The organism is Agrobacterium sp. 22-226-1 (assembly GCF_053522345.1).
In genome coordinates this window covers 365,812-380,572 of sequence record NZ_JBNWCP010000004.1, presented here as the reverse complement: position 1 = coordinate 380,572, position 14,761 = coordinate 365,812, and the positions used below count along the sequence as shown (strand labels likewise).

General features: G+C 60.5%; 15 protein-coding genes and 1 tRNA gene. 6 read left to right on the top strand and 10 right to left on the bottom strand.

Annotated elements, in window-relative coordinates; genetic code table 11:
* Nucleotides 1-113: 113 nt before the first annotated feature.
* From ACQZ5K_RS09945 to pcsA, 5 genes are all read right to left on the bottom strand, one after another.
* Nucleotides 114-1,187, bottom strand: coding sequence for a BMP family ABC transporter substrate-binding protein (locus ACQZ5K_RS09945; protein WP_448740254.1), 1,074 nt, complete (start codon nt 1,185-1,187; stop codon nt 114-116).
* 35 nt (nt 1,188-1,222) lie between these two features.
* On the bottom strand, nt 1,223-2,143 hold the full coding sequence (locus ACQZ5K_RS09940; RefSeq protein WP_003523440.1) for an ABC transporter permease: 921 nt from the start codon (nt 2,141-2,143) through the stop codon (nt 1,223-1,225).
* Nucleotides 2,143-3,234: an ABC transporter permease gene (locus ACQZ5K_RS09935; RefSeq protein WP_448740253.1), complete on the bottom strand. Its 1,092-nt coding sequence runs from the start codon at nt 3,232-3,234 to the stop codon at nt 2,143-2,145. Before ACQZ5K_RS09935 ends, ACQZ5K_RS09940 begins: the two co-directional genes overlap by 1 nt.
* Nucleotides 3,224-4,780 (bottom strand): ABC transporter ATP-binding protein, encoded by a 1,557-nt coding sequence (locus ACQZ5K_RS09930; protein ID WP_448740277.1) that lies wholly within the window; start codon nt 4,778-4,780, stop codon nt 3,224-3,226. Before ACQZ5K_RS09930 ends, ACQZ5K_RS09935 begins: the two co-directional genes overlap by 11 nt.
* 211 nt (nt 4,781-4,991) lie before the next feature.
* Nucleotides 4,992-5,717, bottom strand: coding sequence for a phosphatidylcholine synthase (pcsA, locus tag ACQZ5K_RS09925; RefSeq protein WP_448740252.1), 726 nt, complete (start codon nt 5,715-5,717; stop codon nt 4,992-4,994).
* A gap of 209 nt (nt 5,718-5,926) precedes the next feature.
* Here pcsA and ACQZ5K_RS09920 point away from each other — a divergent pair, with 209 nt between their 5' ends.
* The gene (locus ACQZ5K_RS09920; protein WP_448740251.1) at nt 5,927-7,135 is read left to right on the top strand and encodes a UbiH/UbiF family hydroxylase; all 1,209 of its coding nucleotides are present in this window, start codon (nt 5,927-5,929) and stop codon (nt 7,133-7,135) included.
* On the opposite strand, the gene ACQZ5K_RS09915 is transcribed toward ACQZ5K_RS09920, so the two are convergent.
* A complete protein-coding gene (locus ACQZ5K_RS09915; RefSeq protein ID WP_448740250.1) occupies nt 7,119-8,057 on the bottom strand; it encodes an AEC family transporter in 939 nt (312 codons plus the stop codon). The two genes, ACQZ5K_RS09920 and ACQZ5K_RS09915, sit on opposite strands and share 17 nt — an antisense overlap.
* A 34-nt stretch (nt 8,058-8,091) precedes the next feature.
* Nucleotides 8,092-8,838: a cytochrome c biogenesis CcdA family protein gene (locus ACQZ5K_RS09910; protein ID WP_003523449.1), complete on the bottom strand. Its 747-nt coding sequence runs from the start codon at nt 8,836-8,838 to the stop codon at nt 8,092-8,094.
* 282 nt (nt 8,839-9,120) lie between these two features.
* Between ACQZ5K_RS09910 and ACQZ5K_RS09905 the strand changes: the two genes are divergently transcribed.
* A tRNA-Lys gene (locus ACQZ5K_RS09905) sits at nt 9,121-9,196 on the top strand.
* 284 nt (nt 9,197-9,480) lie between these two features.
* Here ACQZ5K_RS09905 and ACQZ5K_RS09900 read toward each other — a convergent pair.
* Together ACQZ5K_RS09900 and ACQZ5K_RS09895 are read right to left on the bottom strand one after the other, a co-directional pair.
* On the bottom strand, nt 9,481-10,755 hold the full coding sequence (locus tag ACQZ5K_RS09900; RefSeq protein ID WP_448740249.1) for a YcbK family protein: 1,275 nt from the start codon (nt 10,753-10,755) through the stop codon (nt 9,481-9,483).
* Nucleotides 10,756-10,911: 156 nt separating this feature from the next.
* Complete coding sequence (locus ACQZ5K_RS09895) at nt 10,912-11,352, bottom strand: VOC family protein (protein ID WP_059760310.1); 441 nt, start codon at nt 11,350-11,352, stop codon at nt 10,912-10,914.
* A 192-nt stretch (nt 11,353-11,544) separates the two neighbouring features.
* Between ACQZ5K_RS09895 and ACQZ5K_RS09890 the strand changes: the two genes are divergently transcribed.
* Together ACQZ5K_RS09890 and ACQZ5K_RS09885 are read left to right on the top strand one after the other, a co-directional pair.
* Nucleotides 11,545-12,123 (top strand): cold-shock protein, encoded by a 579-nt coding sequence (locus ACQZ5K_RS09890; protein ID WP_059760312.1) that lies wholly within the window; start codon nt 11,545-11,547, stop codon nt 12,121-12,123.
* Nucleotides 12,123-12,605: a DUF192 domain-containing protein gene (locus ACQZ5K_RS09885; protein WP_448740248.1), complete on the top strand. Its 483-nt coding sequence runs from the start codon at nt 12,123-12,125 to the stop codon at nt 12,603-12,605. Before ACQZ5K_RS09890 ends, ACQZ5K_RS09885 begins: the two co-directional genes overlap by 1 nt.
* Nucleotides 12,606-12,665: 60 nt before the next feature.
* Here the strand turns inward: ACQZ5K_RS09885 and ACQZ5K_RS09880 are convergent, their stop codons facing one another.
* A complete protein-coding gene (locus ACQZ5K_RS09880) occupies nt 12,666-12,914 on the bottom strand; it encodes a BON domain-containing protein (protein WP_003522642.1) in 249 nt (82 codons plus the stop codon).
* Between the two features lie 213 nt (nt 12,915-13,127).
* On the opposite strand from ACQZ5K_RS09880, the gene ACQZ5K_RS09875 reads away from it, so the two are divergent.
* The gene (locus ACQZ5K_RS09875) at nt 13,128-13,397 is read left to right on the top strand and encodes a DUF982 domain-containing protein (RefSeq protein WP_003522644.1); all 270 of its coding nucleotides are present in this window, start codon (nt 13,128-13,130) and stop codon (nt 13,395-13,397) included.
* A gap of 212 nt (nt 13,398-13,609) precedes the next feature.
* Nucleotides 13,610-14,752 (top strand): ceramide glucosyltransferase, encoded by a 1,143-nt coding sequence (locus ACQZ5K_RS09870; RefSeq protein ID WP_448740276.1) that lies wholly within the window; start codon nt 13,610-13,612, stop codon nt 14,750-14,752.
* The last annotated feature ends 9 nt before the right edge of the window (nt 14,753-14,761 follow it).

Sequence of the window (14,761 nt, the reverse complement as noted above, 5' to 3'; positions counted from 1 at the left end):
GTCGCCTGAAAAGCAAAGGCAAACTTCGTCCACGGCGTAAAACATATGAAAATAACAAAGGCCGCACATGAATTTCATGCGCGGCCTGTTATCAGCGGGAATGGAAAGTCCCGTTATTGCGGCAGCTTGTCGTCCACGCCGGCGACGTAGAAGTTGAGGCCGAGCAGAACGCCGTCCTCGGCCTTTTCACCCGCCTTCAGCCATTCCGAACCGTCCTGCTTCTTCACCGGGCCGGTGAAGGGGTGCAGCTCGCCCGACTTGATCTTGGCTTCGGTGTCCTCGGCCATCTTCTTCACGTCATCAGGCATGTTGGTATAGGGCGCCATGGTCAGGATGCCGTCCTTCAGGCCGTCCCAGACGGATTCGGACTTCCAGGTGCCATCGAGAAGAGCCTGCGTGCGCTTGATGTAATAGGCGCCCCAGGTGTCCTTGATGGCGGTAAGCTGCGTCTTCGGACCGGCCGCGATCATGTCGGAAGCCTGACCGAAGGCCTTGATGCCGCGTTCTGCCGCAACCTGCATCGGCGCGGTAGTGTCGGTGTGCTGGGTCAGAATGTCGACGCCCTGGTCGATCAGCGCCTTGGCGGCATCGGCTTCCTTGCCGGGGTCGAACCAGGTGTTGGCCCAGACGACCTTCACCTTGAAGTCGGGATTGACGGACTGCGCGCCGAGCACGAAGGCGTCGATGCCCATCACCACTTCCGGGATCGGGAAGGACGCGATGTAGCCTGCGAGACCCTTCTGCGACATCTTCGCGGCGATCTGGCCCTGAATGTAGCGGCCTTCATAGAAGCGCGAATTGTAGGTCGCGACATTTTCGGCGGTCTTGAAGCCGGTGGCGTGTTCGAACTTCACCTTGGGGAATTTCTGGGCCACCTTCACGGTCGCATCCATAAAGCCGAAGGAGGTGGTGAACACCAGTTCGCAGCCCGAACGGGCCATGCGCTCAATGGCGCGTTCGGCATCCGGACCTTCCGGAACGCTTTCGAGGAAAGGCGTTTCGATCTTGTCGCCGAAATGCGCCTGCAGTTCCTGACGACCGATATCATGCGCCTGCGTCCAGCCGCCATCGGTCTTTGAACCGACATAGATGAAGCAGACCTTCTTGGCGTCGGCGGCTTTCGCCGAGGAAACGACGCCGCCGAGAGCCGCAACCGAAGCGGCGAGTGCGATGACCAGTTTTTTCATTTTTACCCCTGTTGGTTTGGAGACTTGAGACTTCTTCACCTGTCCGGCACGAAGGATTTGCCAAGCGAGGCCGGTGTATTGATCAAGGTCGTGCGGCGATTATGCGAGATGATGACCAGCACGACAATAGTTGCGAGATAAGGCAACGCCGAAAGCAATTGCGACGGCACCCCGATGCCGAAGGCCTGCGCGTGCAATTGGCCGATGGTGACGGCGCCGAACAGGTAACCGCCCGCCAGCACCCGCCATGGGCGCCACGAAGCGAAGACGACGAGCGCCAGCGCAATCCACCCGCGCCCGGCCGACATGTTTTCCACCCATTGCGGCGTATAGACCAGCGACAGCTGCGCACCGGCAAGCCCCGCGCAGGCGCCGCCGAACATGACGGCGAGATAACGGGTGCGGATGACATTGATGCCGAGCGCATGGGCCGAAGCGTGACTGTCGCCGATGGCGCGGATTTTGAGGCCCGTGCGGCTCTTGAACAGAAACCAGCCAATGCCGGCGACAAGCGCGATGGAGAGGTAGAAGATCAAATCCTGCCGGAACAGCAGCGGACCGAAGAAGGGAATGTCCGACAGCAGCGGAAAGACGATGGGCTGCAGTTTCACACCCGGCAGGCCGACGAAACTTTCACCCAGCATGCCCGAGACGCCGAGGCCGAGAATGGTGAGCGCAAGACCCGTCGCCACCTGATTGGCAACGAGCGTCAGCGTCAGGAAACCGAAGAGCAGCGAGAAAACCGCACCCGAGGCAATGCCGGCCAGAATGCCGAGATAGGGAGACCCGGTCATATGCGCGGCCGCGAAAGCGCAGACCGCACCCATGATCATCATGCCCTCGACGCCGAGGTTGAGGACGCCGGAGCGCTCCGTCACCAGCTCGCCGGAAGCGGCGATGACGAGCGGCGTGGCGGCGGTGATGACGGTGAGGAGAATGGCCTGAAGCATATCCATCATGCCGCTCCTTCTTTACGATGCGCCTTGCCGGAAAAGACCACCCTGATGCGATAGAAGATCAGCGTATCGCAGGAGAGCACGAAGAACAGCATCAACCCCTGAAACACGCGCGTCACCTTGTCCGAGACGCCGATGGAAAGCTGCGCCGCCTCGCCGCCGAGATAGGTCAGCGCCAGCACCAGCCCGGAAAGGATGATGCCGAGCGGATTGAGACGACCGAGAAAGGCGACGATGATGGCGGTAAAGCCGTAACCCGGCGAAATGCTGGGCTGGAGATGGCCGATGGAACCGGAGGCCTCCGATATGCCAGCAAGCCCCGCCAGCGCGCCGGAAAGCAGCAGCGAAAACCACACCATGCGGCTGGAGGAAAAACCGGCGAAGCGCCCTGCCCGCGCCGATTGGCCGAGCACGGTGACCTCGAATCCCTTCAGCATGTAGCGCATCATGAACCACAGCGCGATGGCCGCGATGATGGCGAAAACGAAACCCCAATGCGCGCGGCCCGAGGCCAGCATTTCCGGCAGAACGGCGCTGTCGTTGAAGGGCTTGGTCTGCGGGAAATTGTAGCCGCCCGGATCGCGCCAGATGCCGCGCGTCAGCCAGTCGAGGAAAAGCTGCGCGACATAGACCAGCATCAGGCTGACTAGGATTTCATTGGTGTTGAACTTCGTCTTCAAAAGTGCGGGAATACCCGCATAAAGCGCGCCGCCCACGGCACCCATCACCAGCATCAAAGGCAAAAGCAGCGGCGAATGCCAGTCGGGATAAAGCACCGGCAGGATGGAACCGGTGATCGCACCGATGGTGAATTGCCCCTCCGCGCCGATGTTCCAGTTATTGGAGCGATAACAGATCGACAGGCCGACACCGATCAGGATCAGCGGTGCGGCCTTGATCGCCAGCTCGTGCAGCGACCAGACTTCCAGCAGCGGCTCGACGAAAAAGGCGTAGAGCGCGTCGAGCGGGTTCTTGCCGAGCATGGCGAACATGATGGCGCCGACGAGCAGCGTCAGCGTGAGCGCCAGAAGCGGCGAAAGCAGCGTGAAAAGCCTCGAGACCCCTGCCCGTTTTTCAAGCTCAATGCGCATGCTGGGCGGCTCCCGAATGTGTGTGGATGCCGCCCATCAGCAGGCCGATCTTTTCAAGCGTCATGTCTTCCACGGGATGGGTCTCTGACAGCTTGCCGTCGGAAATGACAGCGATATTGGTGGCGACTTCGAAGATTTCATCGAGATCCTGGCTGATGACGATGACGGCCGAGCCCGCTTTGGCAAGATCGACAAGCGCTTGGCGAATGCGGCTCGCCGCTCCCGCATCCACGCCCCAGGTCGGCTGATTGACCACCAGCACGGCAGGCTGGCGATCAAGCTCGCGCCCGACGATGAATTTCTGCAGGTTGCCGCCGGACAGCGACCCGGCCAGCGGGTCTGCCCCGCTTTTGCGCACATCCATGGTTTCCGAAATACGCCGCGCCGCCGCCTTAATGACTGAGCCACGCACGATGCGCAGGAAACCGCCGGTCAGAAACGCCTTGCGGTCGGAACGCGCCCGCGCCAGCAACAGATTGTCGGAAAGGCTCATGCCGGGAACGGCGGCGTGGCCATGGCGCTCTTCCGGCACAAAACCCGCGCCCATCAGCCGGCGGCCATTGATGCCAATACGGCCGACCGGCTTGCCGCGCAGATGGATCGCATCGTTATTATAGACCGGATATTCGCCCGAAAGCGCATCGAACAGCTCGCCCTGCCCGTTTCCGGCAACGCCGGCAATCGCCAGCACCTCGCCGGCGCGTACGGTCATGGAAATCGATTTCAGCGCCACGGCAAAAGGCGTGCGTGGCGCGACCGAAAGCCCCATGACCTCGATCTGCGGCGCACCCAGCGCCTCGCCCGTGGCCCGCGAAACGCTTGCGACATCGCTGCCCACCATCATGCGCGCCAGCGATGCCGGCGTTTCCCTGCGCGGATCGCAGGCGCCCGTCACCTTGCCGTGACGCAGAACGGTGGCGCGGTCGCAGATGCGCTGCACCTCTTCGAGACGATGGCTGATATAAAGCACGGAACGGCCTTCGGCCTTCAGCTTCTCCAGCGTCTCGAACAGCTTGTCGGCCTCCTGCGGCGTCAGCACCGAGGTCGGCTCGTCGAGAATGATGAGGCGCGGATTCTGTAGCAAAGCGCGGACGATTTCGATGCGCTGGCGCTCGCCGACCGAAAGATCGGCCACATGCGCATTGGGATCGAGCGGCAGACCGTAGGCGCGCGACAGCGTTTCCGCTTGCCCGGCGATTTCCTTCAATGAAATTTTCGGATCGAGCGACAGGGCGATGTTTTCAGCGACCGTCAGCGCCTCGAACAGCGAGAAATGCTGGAAGACCATGCCGATGCCGAGCCTGCGGGCCTCGCGGGGTGAGCCTACGGAAACCGGCTGGCCCTGCCAGATAATATCGCCCTCGGTCGGTGCGAGAACGCCGAACAGCATCTTGACGAGCGTGGATTTGCCCGCGCCGTTTTCCCCCAGAAGCGCGTGGATTTCGCCCGGCGCAATATCGAGATCGATGCCGTTGCAGGCGGCGAAATTGCCGAACAGCTTGGTCAGCTTGCGAACGGACAGGAGAGGCACGGCCTCCGGCGCCAAAGTTCCAGTCACGAGTTCCCTCTCTCACCAACCGTCATGCCTTCTTCGAGGCGTTTCAAACGGTCGCGGTAATTGTTCCCAATCCCGCACCAAAAAGTATGCAATGATACGCGATCAGAACTTATTGATAACGGTTTTGCTGCTGCGCACAACTGAAAAAGAAGCCGCTTAAATGCAATTTGCACAAACAATAAACGGCTTTACCCTTTTCTTATTTCGCGCCGAGCGAGGGGAAAAACTGCAATATTCCGCCGATGCAATAAAGATAGATGCCGCTCGCCACAAAGCCGATCACGGCCCAGGACGGGGTTTCGAAATGCATCAGCAGCGAATAACCGCCAAGCGCGCACCAGATGAAGACCACGGCGAGATTGAGCGGCCGCAATCGCTTCACCCGCACCGGATGCAGGAAGTTGATCGGCAGGAATGTCAAAAACACCGAAACGGTAACGACGATCATCGCCGTGGTGGCGCTGGCGTCCATGACGAACAGGGTGAACACCACCATGTTCCACACCACCGGAAAGCCGGAGAAGAAATATTCGTCCGTCTTCATGCCCATGTCGGCGTAATAAATCGCGCTCGACACCACGATCATGCCGGCGGCCACGAAGGACAACGGCTCGCCGATCATGCCCTTCTGATAAAGCGCAAAGGCGGGCAGCAGCACATAGGTAACATAGTCGATGATATTATCGAGCGTATCGCCAGACCAGTTGGGCAGCACTTCCTTCACCCTGACCTTGCGGGCGATGGGACCGTCGATGCCATCCACCAGAAGCGCAAGCCCCAGCCACCAGAACATGTCGACGAAACGGTGTTCGGCTGCGGCGACCACGCCGAGAAAAGCCAGGAACGAGCCGGAGGCCGTGAGCATATGGACGGAAAAGGCGCGGATTTCCGCGTAGGGAACACGCTTATAGTTGAAAATTTTCATAGTCAGCGTCTGTGCCCCGTTTTTTCATCCGCCTGTTCATTCCGGTATGCGGCCATTCACCACGCTTTGCAACCGGCTCAATCCGCTTATCCTAAGACTAATATCGCGGCACAACCAACGAATCTTCACAACCGGATGTTCCGGGACCGAAGTGGATTTACCCGACCAAAGCCTTTATGATGCTTTGGAAATAACAACGGATCAGGACCATGAGACACTTCGATATCGCCATCACCGGTGCGGGACTTGCGGGCCAGATCGCGGCCATCGCGCTGGCGCGGGCGGGCCGCCACGTGGCGCTCATTGCACCTTCCAGCGACAGGAAGGACCAGCGCACCACGGCGCTGATGGATCAGTCCATCCGCTTCATGGACCGTCTCGGCCTGTGGTCGCGCATCGCGCCTTCGGCCGCACGCCTTTCCACCATGCAGATCATCGACAGCACCGACCGCCTGCTGCGTGCGCCCACCGTGCAGTTCCGTTCGTCCGAAATCGGGCTGGACGCCTTTGGCTGGAACATCCCCAACGAGGCTTTGCTCGGCGTTCTGAGCGAAGCGGTCGAGCAGGAACACAATATTACCCGCCTCGATGCCACAGCCGAGACGATCGACATCGGCAACGACCGTGTATCGGTGACGCTTGGCGACGGCGAAACGCTCTCCGCCGATTTCCTCATCGGTGCGGATGGCCGCAAATCCATTGTGCGGGATGCTGCCGGCATCGGCGTCAAATCCTGGTCCTATCCGCAGACGGCCATTGTTTTGAACTTCGGCCATAGCCGGTCGCATGGCAATGTCTCGACGGAATTCCACACACCCACCGGCCCTTTCACGCAGGTTCCCCTGCCCGGCAACCGCTCCAGCCTCGTCTGGGTCGTCACCCCGCAACAGGCGGAGGAATTGACCGCGCTGCCGCTGGAGGCGCTCAGCCTGCGGATCGAGGAGCGCATGCAGTCCATGCTGGGAGCCGTCACCGTCGAGGACAGTGTGCAGGCATGGCCGCTCTCTTCCATGACGGCGCATCGCTTCGGCAAGGGCCGCGTCGCCCTGATCGGCGAGGCCGCACATGGTTTTCCGCCCATCGGCGCGCAGGGGCTGAACCTCAGCCTGCGCGACATCATCGCGCTGACGGAATTGCTGAGCGCCGTCTCCGACCGGCCGATTGCGGCCGATGCCGGCAGCAGCTTCGACCGCAGGCGGCGGGCGGATGTCTATAGCCGCACGCTGAGCGTCGATCTCCTGAACCGCTCCCTGCTTTCCGATCTCCTGCCGGTGCAGATGGCGCGCGCGGCGGGCCTGCACGTGCTTTCCGGCATCGGCACCCTTAGAAGCATGGTCATGCGCGAGGGCATCGAACCGGGCCGTGGGCTGAAGGCCCTGCCCTCGCTGCTGTTCGGCAGCTTCAAAAAGGCTGGATGAAATACACCACGCCCGTCAGCGTGAGGACCGAAAGCACCGTCGAGATCAGGATAGTTGCCGACGCCCGCTCCTGCCAGACGTGATATTGCTGGCCGATGACGAAAACATTCGTCGCGGTCGGCAGCGCGGCCAAAAGCACAGCCGAATAGATCCACACCGGCTCGAACCGCCCGAGCGACGAGAGCACGAGATAAGCGGCGAGCGGATGCAGGATCAGCTTTGCCGGCACGATATAGCTGATTTCCACCGGCACCCGTTTCATCGGCCGAAGCGCCAGCGTCACGCCCATGGCAAACAATGCGCAGGGCGCCGCCGATTGCGCCAGATAATCCACCAGCCGCTGCACCGCCTCCGGCGGTTGCCATGACAGCGAGGCGGCGAGAAAGCCGGCGATGACGGAGACGATGAAGGGGTGGATGATGACCTTGCGCGCCACGTCCAGCGCAAGTCTTGCCGGAGAGCGCTTGTCACCGCCCGCAACCGCCATCATCGCCGGCGCGACGATGAAATGCGCGGCGTTTTCCAGACAGACGATCAGCGCCACCGGCACCGCCGCCTTTTCGCCAAGCGCCAGAAGCGCAAGCCCCGGTCCCATATAGCCGATATTGCCGTAGCTTGCCGCGAAACTCTGGATCGTGGTTTCGGCAAGGCTGTTTTTCCGCACGAACCGGCCGATCAGGAACACAGCCAAGAAAATGCCATAGGTGCAGGCGAGACTGGCCGCGACGAAATCCATCCGCGCCAGTTCTTCCACCGGCGTTTTCGACACCAGCTTGAAAAACAGCGCCGGAAGCGCCGCATAGATAATGAAGGTGTTCAGCCAGCCCATCGCCTCGACCGGCTGCTTCGTGATGCGCGCCGCGCCGTAGCCGATGAAGATCAGGCCGAAAAACGGCAACAGCAATCCGACGATATCCGTCACTATGTTTCCCCCGCAAGCAACTCCAGCGGGAGGCTTAGCCGATTTGCATCAGGATCGGAAAGGTCTCCTGGAACCAGATCGCCACATTGGTGATAAAACCGGACATGAAAGCGAGACCGGTCAGCACCAGCAATACGCCGAGCAGCTTTTCCACGAGGCCGAGATGGCGGCGGAAGCGGACGAGGAAACGCATGAAGGAGCCGGAAAACGCCGCCGCGATCCAGAACGGCACCGCAAGGCCAAGAGAATAGACCGCAAGCAGCGCCGCACCGTCGCCGACCGTATCGCGCGCGGCGGCGACGCCGAGAATAGCCCCCAGAACCGGGCCAATGCAGGGCGTCCAGCCGAAGGCGAAAGCAAGACCCATGACATAGGCCCCGGAAAGCGTCGCCGGCTTGCCCGCCCCCTGAAACCGCGCCTCGCGCGAAAACAGGCCGATGCGGAACACGCCGAGGAAATTCAGACCCATCAGAATGATGATGAAACCGCCGATCTTGGCGAGAATATCGAGATTCTGGCGCAGAAGCGTGCCGATCGTCGAAGCGCCGGCCCCCAGCGCCACGAAGACCGTTGCGAAACCGAGCGTGAAGAAGAAGGCCGAAAACAGCACGGCCCTGCGAATCTCCGGCCGCGGCGCGGTATCTTCCGTCCTGAACTGCTCGACCGAAACACCCGCCATATAACAGAGATAAGGCGGCACCAGCGGCAGAACGCAGGGCGACAGAAACGAAAGAGCGCCGGCCAGAAGCGCGCTGAACAGGGAAATATCGGCAATCGACAAGAAAGAACTCCGCATTCCGTAAAGCCGCCGCGATTCTCGAGCTTCGCCGGCACTTCACGCTTCATTTTCGTGCATGTCATTGCTGCAAAAGGATTTCACCCGTCCGGCCGACATGTCTGAAGCCGGTTTTATCCCCAGCCGCCCCCTCTCTCCAATCACCTTTTCGGGGGTGCGACAAAAAAAACCGGATTGATTGTCGAAACCGCTTTTTTTGGGTTGACCGAACGGATCGCTCTACATATGTTCCGCGCACTTCCGAAGGGCAGCCAAGCCCCGACACGGGAGAGCGTAGCTCAGCCGGTAGAGCAACTGACTTTTAATCAGTAGGTCCAGGGTTCGAATCCCTGCGCTCTCACCACCTTCAAATACAATTTTCTGATATTTCACAAAGAGTTAGCGCCGAAGGTGACCGAACTCCGGCGGGAATTGAAAAGATTCGCCCGTAGTCTTCGGGCGTAAAATAACGATATCCACCGCAAGCCCGGGTTTCAGAACAGCCGCCGCGATAAGGATCACCGGCTCACGTGCCAGCGTCCCGGCATGACCGGGCAGTCGTTTCAATCGCTCGGGATAGTTCCTCAGGCCGAAGTCTCAGCCCCGAAAATCATGGGATTTAATATTCCCGCAAATCCAATCAGAAAATCATTTGCGCGCGGCAGTACGGCGGCAGCGCCAGTTCCAGTCTCTTGGCTCACCCGTGTCCATATGGACCGATTCGGTGTGACAATAGGTGCCGACGCCACCGCGTTCCGGCAGGGAACGCAGATAGGTGGCAAGCTCCCATTTGGAGACGCCTTTGATCTGGATGTCGGCGGCATCGCAGGTATAGTGCTTGGAACCCTGCCTTATGCCCTTCGGCGGACGATAGCCCGAGGTAACGATCGCCGGGCTGTTGTAGTGGCGCTCCACATCCTTGATCATCCGCACCAGTTCCGGCTTGAAACAGCCGACTTCGACACGGTCCGTCTGCAGGAAAAGCCCGTTCGGGGCGACGCGGGTGAGACCGGAGAGCGAAGCGAGCTTCATCAGGCCGGTCGGCTGGTCATCCTCCTCATCGAGATGGGCGTCGTCGAATTCGTCGGACATCATGGAGCGGCCGGAAAGGGCGATGCCCATCGTCCCGTCCGAAACTCCGGGCAATGCCGCGACCTGCGTATTGCCGGCCGTGCCGCTTTCAATCATTTTCGGCAGGCGCTTTTTGGCCGCACCGGCGAAAAATGCCGCAAGCGTCACGCCCTGCCCCTCGGTCCCCTGCCTCTCGCCGGTCGCCCTGGCGTCCACGGCTGGCTGCGCGGCAACGGCCGCAAGCTGTTCCGATGCCGACTGCGGCACGGGTACGGGAACCGGCTGACGATTTTCGCTGTGCTGTTCCGCCGGCGCCTGTGCGGCTGGCGGGACCTGAGCCGGCGCTGCCACCGGTTGCGGCTGCGCCGCCTGCACCGGCGCCGAATAGACGCTGCTGACGGCGGGAACGATTCTCTGGGCAGGAGCGCCCGCAGCAGTGGCCGTGCCCGGCGCCCCTGCGACACCGGCGGGCGCTGCTGCTGCGGATGCGGTGGAATAAATGCTTGTCGTCCCTGCGGAGATCGCCGTTGGCTGCGTCGTCAATCCGCCGATATCGGGGGCGGCGCCATAGGCCTGCGCCGGGCCACCCGATGCCTGCGGCTGGGCTGGCGTGGCCGCTCCGGCCGCCGATGCCACGGCCGGATCCACATAATGTCCCTGTTGCGCGCCGCCCGCAGCAGTTGAAGCGGCGGTCTGCGGCTTCTGTTGTGCGGAAATCTCCGGCTTTTTGGTCGCCGCCGCCATCTCATCGTCGGTCACCGCCGAAACGCATCCGGAAAGCCCGAGCAGCGAAACCGCGATGACGAGACGCTGACGGACCAGACGTCCTTTCGCGCTCTCGACAGTTTTCATGGGTGGCCTCCGTATCTTGCATTTCCAACAGCAGCACGGGAACGGGCGCGTGTGCTTCCCCAAAACGGGACTGGCCGTTTCGATTCGCGGACTATGCCTCATCCCCTCGGGACAAGGCAAGAGCACCCGAAAACGCCGCTGCTCACCGGAAAATCCCTACCAGGAACCGGTATTCTGCATAGATATCCACGGTTCGGCTGGTGCGAGGCTTTCGCCCTTCTGCAGAATTTCGAAGGAAATACCATCCGGCGAGCGCACGAAGGCCATGTGCCCGTCACGCGGCGGCCGGTTGATGACGATGCCGTTCTGCTGAAGCCGGGCGCAGAAATCGTAGATATTGTCGACCTCGTAAGCCAGATGGCCGAAGTTGCGGCCGCCGGTATAATCCTCGGTATCCCAGTTATAGGTGAGTTCGAGGCACGGCGCCTTGTTTTCCTTCGCCGCAGCAATGTCGTCGCGCGCCGCAAGAAACACCAGAGTGAATCGGCCTTTTTCGTTCTCGATTCGGCGTATTTCCTCAAGACCCAGCAGGTCGCCATAGAATTTCAGTGATTCGCCAAGGTCTTTGACGCGAACCATTGTGTGCAGATACCGCATTTTCTTCCTCTCCATTACACGGGTCCGGAGCCGTTAAACGCATGATGGCAAGCCCCGGACAAGGACGGCGACATAAAAGCAGCTGCGTAAATCAAAAACTAGGGCTTGCGTGAAACCGTTACCAAGATGTTAATCTGGCGCACAGGAATCAGTTGACCGGTGTATGGCGCGTAATCGAGGGGTTGGCAGGATATGGCTGATAGGATGTCATCGAAAACGATAGTCGATGTCGAGGACCTTTCGGGCGATGCCGTGGACCTGACCGAAATTACCGGCGTCGTGAAGTGGTTCGATGTCGCCAAGGGTTTCGGCTTCATCGTGCCCGACAACGGCACGCAGGATGTGCTGCTGCACGTCTCCTGCCTGCGCCGCGACGGTTACCAGACCATCCTTGAAGGCACGCGCATCGTCGCCCTCATCCAGCGGCGCGACCGCGGTTTCCAGGCGTTCCGCATCCTGTCCATGGACCAGTCGACCGCCGTTCACCCCTCGCAGTTGCCGCCGGTGCGCACCCATGTGCAGGTAACGCCTTCGAGCGGGCTTGAGCGTGCCATCGTCAAGTGGTTCAACCGCACCAAGGGTTTCGGCTTCCTGACGCGCGGCGAAGGAACGGAAGATATTTTCGTGCATATGGAAACGCTGCGCCGTTTCGGCCTGACGGAGCTTCGCCCCGGCCAGGTGGTGCTGGTGCGTTACGGCGATGGCGACAAGGGCCTGATGGCGGCGGAAATCCACCCCGACAACCCGGTCTCCGTCGGGATGTCGCATTGATGTCCGCCCTGCCCCATATGGTGAAAAGCGCCGTTATGGCGCTTCTTTTTTTCACGCTCGCCGCCGTCGCCCAGGCTCAGCAACAGCAGACTTTCACCTCCGAACCGCTGCAGATTGAAACCGCCGGGGGAAAGAACCACGATTTCACTGCGGAACTGGCGCTGAACAACGCCCAGCGCGAACAGGGCCTGATGTTCCGCAAGAACATGCCGCTTGAAAACGGCATGCTGTTCGACTTCGGTGAACCGCGTGACGTCGCCATGTGGATGCGGAACACGCTTATTCCGCTCGACATGCTTTTCATTGGCCGTGACGGCCGTATTACCCATATTCACGAAAACGCGGTTCCGCATTCGGAAGCGATCATCAGCTCCCGCGGGCCAGTAAAATTTGTGCTTGAACTGAATGGCGGCACTGCGAAGCGCTATGGCATCAAGCCGGGCGATATGGTTCGCAGCGCGCAAATCGGCAACCGGAAATAACGTTGCCGCGTTATTGCGTCTGAATGAGCCGGACGAGGTTTCGCCCGGCTGGCGCAATATTCAGTAGACCGGCTCGATATGGCTCAGAATCCGGCAATTGGAAATGGAAGCGGCAAGGTTGATGGCAATGTCGATCGCTTCGACCGAATCGGCCGTGCCTTCCAGATAGATCACATCATTTTCGACAGTTGCCGAAATGCGCGACTTCTCGAGACCCGATTCGAAAGCCAGAGCCGACGTGATTGCCTGGCATACGCCGGCCATGCGGTCTCCGAAGAAGCTTTCCTGAATGCCTGACAAATTGAACATATTCGTTCTCCTTCTTATGGACATAACAACGCCCTGAGGGCGGTTTTGTTCATCTCCGGTTCATCTATTTGTTCATCTTCCATTCATCTTGGAAAATTGGAACCCCCTGATCGATCACATTTTAGGTGATCGGGAACCATTTCGTGAGGCGGGCATTTCGCGCATGGGAGTGTGAAAGGCCTTCAAGGCAGGTAAAACAGGGAGGAAAATGACATGCTGATTAACAGAACGGAGCCGTGTCACCACGCCTCGTGGATGAAGCCGGTGGCGATCCACCTGCCGCTGTGCGTCGCCGTTGAAATCTACAGCCCGCTGGTGGCGCTGGACATGCTGATGTACCGTTGGCCCGAGGAACATGGGCCGGAATATGAAGAGGCGCGCAGGAACTGCCTCGATGCCATCGCCGGCAGGTGCGACATCGAGAAAGCACGGGAATCGTTTCTCATCGCAAGCAGTCATGCCCATATCCTGAACGTCCACTAAAATTCATCGACGGTCATGACGATTGGGCCCTTCCATGCGGAGGGCTTTTCTTTTGCGCGTGGCTTCTGCGACGTTTCCATGCACGGCGCAGCCTGCACACCGGCCGATGATGACATGTAACTGTCACGCAAACGTTATAATCGGCAGAGACGAATTCCATGGAATCGATTGGCGCGCAGACCGCCAAAAGCTTGGGAGTGGAACTGGCCAGCATGGAAACTGTCTTTGCCCTTTGCGCAATTCTGCTCCTCGGCTTCAATCTTCTCGGCATCGTTCTGGCCGGCTGGCGACTGACGAGGCGGGACACGGAAAACGATCTCGTCCGGCAAAAGCCGCCTGTCTCGCTCGTGGTGCCGCTGCGTGGCGTGGAGAACTTCACGCCCCTGACGCTGTCGCGCGCCTTTGAACTCAACTGGCCCGATTATGAGCTGCTGTTCTGCGTCGCCGATGAGTTCGATCCGGTGATCGAAGAAGTTCGCAAAGCGCAAGCCGCCTTCCCCTCGGTTTCCATGCAATTGCTCATTGGCGATGACCGCATCAGCGCCAATCCGAAACTGAACAATTGCGTCAAGGGCTGGCGGGCCGCCCGGCATGAGTGGGTAATTCTGGCCGATTCGAACGTGCTGATGCCGAAATCCTATATTGCGACCATGATGTCAGCCTGGCGGCAGGATAGCGGGCTCGTCTGCTCGCCGCCGCTCGGGTCAAGGCCTGCGGGTTTCTGGGCGCATGTCGAATGCGCCTTCCTCAACGGCTCGCAGGGCCGCTGGCAATATGCGGCGGAAGCGATCGGCATGGGTTTCGCACAGGGCAAGTCGATGTTGTGGAACAAGCCGTTTCTGGAGGACAATGGCGGCATTCGCGCGCTGGCCGCTGAAATCGCCGAAGACGCCGCTTCGACGAAGCTGGTGCGAAGCGCCGGCCGCAAGGTGCATCTGGTCTGCGCCCCCTTCGAACAGCCTCTCGGCCAGCGCCATGCCGGCGAGATCTGGTCGCGCCAGACCCGCTGGGCGCGGCTGCGACGCGTGACCTTCCCGCAATATTTCGCGCCGGAAATCCTCACCGGCGCGCTTCCCCCGCTCCTCTTCGCGCTCGCCGCCGCCGCCATGATGGATGTAAACCTCGCCGCTACCGCCTTTGCCGTCCTTGCCCTCATGTATGTGCCGGAACTTGCGCTCGCGGCCCTCAACCGCTGGCCGATATCGCTCCATACGCTGCCGGCAATGATCACCCGGGACATGATCATGCCCATCGTCTGGGCGCGAAGCTGGATCGGCAGCGCGGTGGCATGGCGCGGCAATGTCATGACGATCGGCACGGCGGAGAGCACTCTGGCCGGTCCGTCCGCGGAATAAATCACAGCT

Coding starts and splice junctions, on each gene's coding strand:
- ACQZ5K_RS09895 (WP_059760310.1), bottom strand. CDS start 11,352: ATGCGGTATCTGCACACAATGGTTCGCGTCAAAGACCTTGGCGAATCA.
- ACQZ5K_RS09945 (WP_448740254.1), bottom strand. CDS start 1,187: ATGAAAAAACTGGTCATCGCACTCGCCGCTTCGGTTGCGGCTCTCGGC.
- ACQZ5K_RS09935 (WP_448740253.1), bottom strand. CDS start 3,234: ATGCGCATTGAGCTTGAAAAACGGGCAGGGGTCTCGAGGCTTTTCACG.
- ACQZ5K_RS09940 (WP_003523440.1), bottom strand. CDS start 2,143: ATGGATATGCTTCAGGCCATTCTCCTCACCGTCATCACCGCCGCCACG.
- ACQZ5K_RS09880 (WP_003522642.1), bottom strand. CDS start 12,914: ATGTTCAATTTGTCAGGCATTCAGGAAAGCTTCTTCGGAGACCGCATG.
- ACQZ5K_RS09870 (WP_448740276.1), top strand. CDS start 13,610: ATGGAAACTGTCTTTGCCCTTTGCGCAATTCTGCTCCTCGGCTTCAAT.
- ACQZ5K_RS09890 (WP_059760312.1), top strand. CDS start 11,545: ATGGCTGATAGGATGTCATCGAAAACGATAGTCGATGTCGAGGACCTT.
- ACQZ5K_RS09875 (WP_003522644.1), top strand. CDS start 13,128: ATGCTGATTAACAGAACGGAGCCGTGTCACCACGCCTCGTGGATGAAG.
- ACQZ5K_RS09885 (WP_448740248.1), top strand. CDS start 12,123: ATGTCCGCCCTGCCCCATATGGTGAAAAGCGCCGTTATGGCGCTTCTT.
- pcsA (WP_448740252.1), bottom strand. CDS start 5,717: ATGAAAATTTTCAACTATAAGCGTGTTCCCTACGCGGAAATCCGCGCC.
- ACQZ5K_RS09920 (WP_448740251.1), top strand. CDS start 5,927: ATGAGACACTTCGATATCGCCATCACCGGTGCGGGACTTGCGGGCCAG.
- ACQZ5K_RS09900 (WP_448740249.1), bottom strand. CDS start 10,755: ATGAAAACTGTCGAGAGCGCGAAAGGACGTCTGGTCCGTCAGCGTCTC.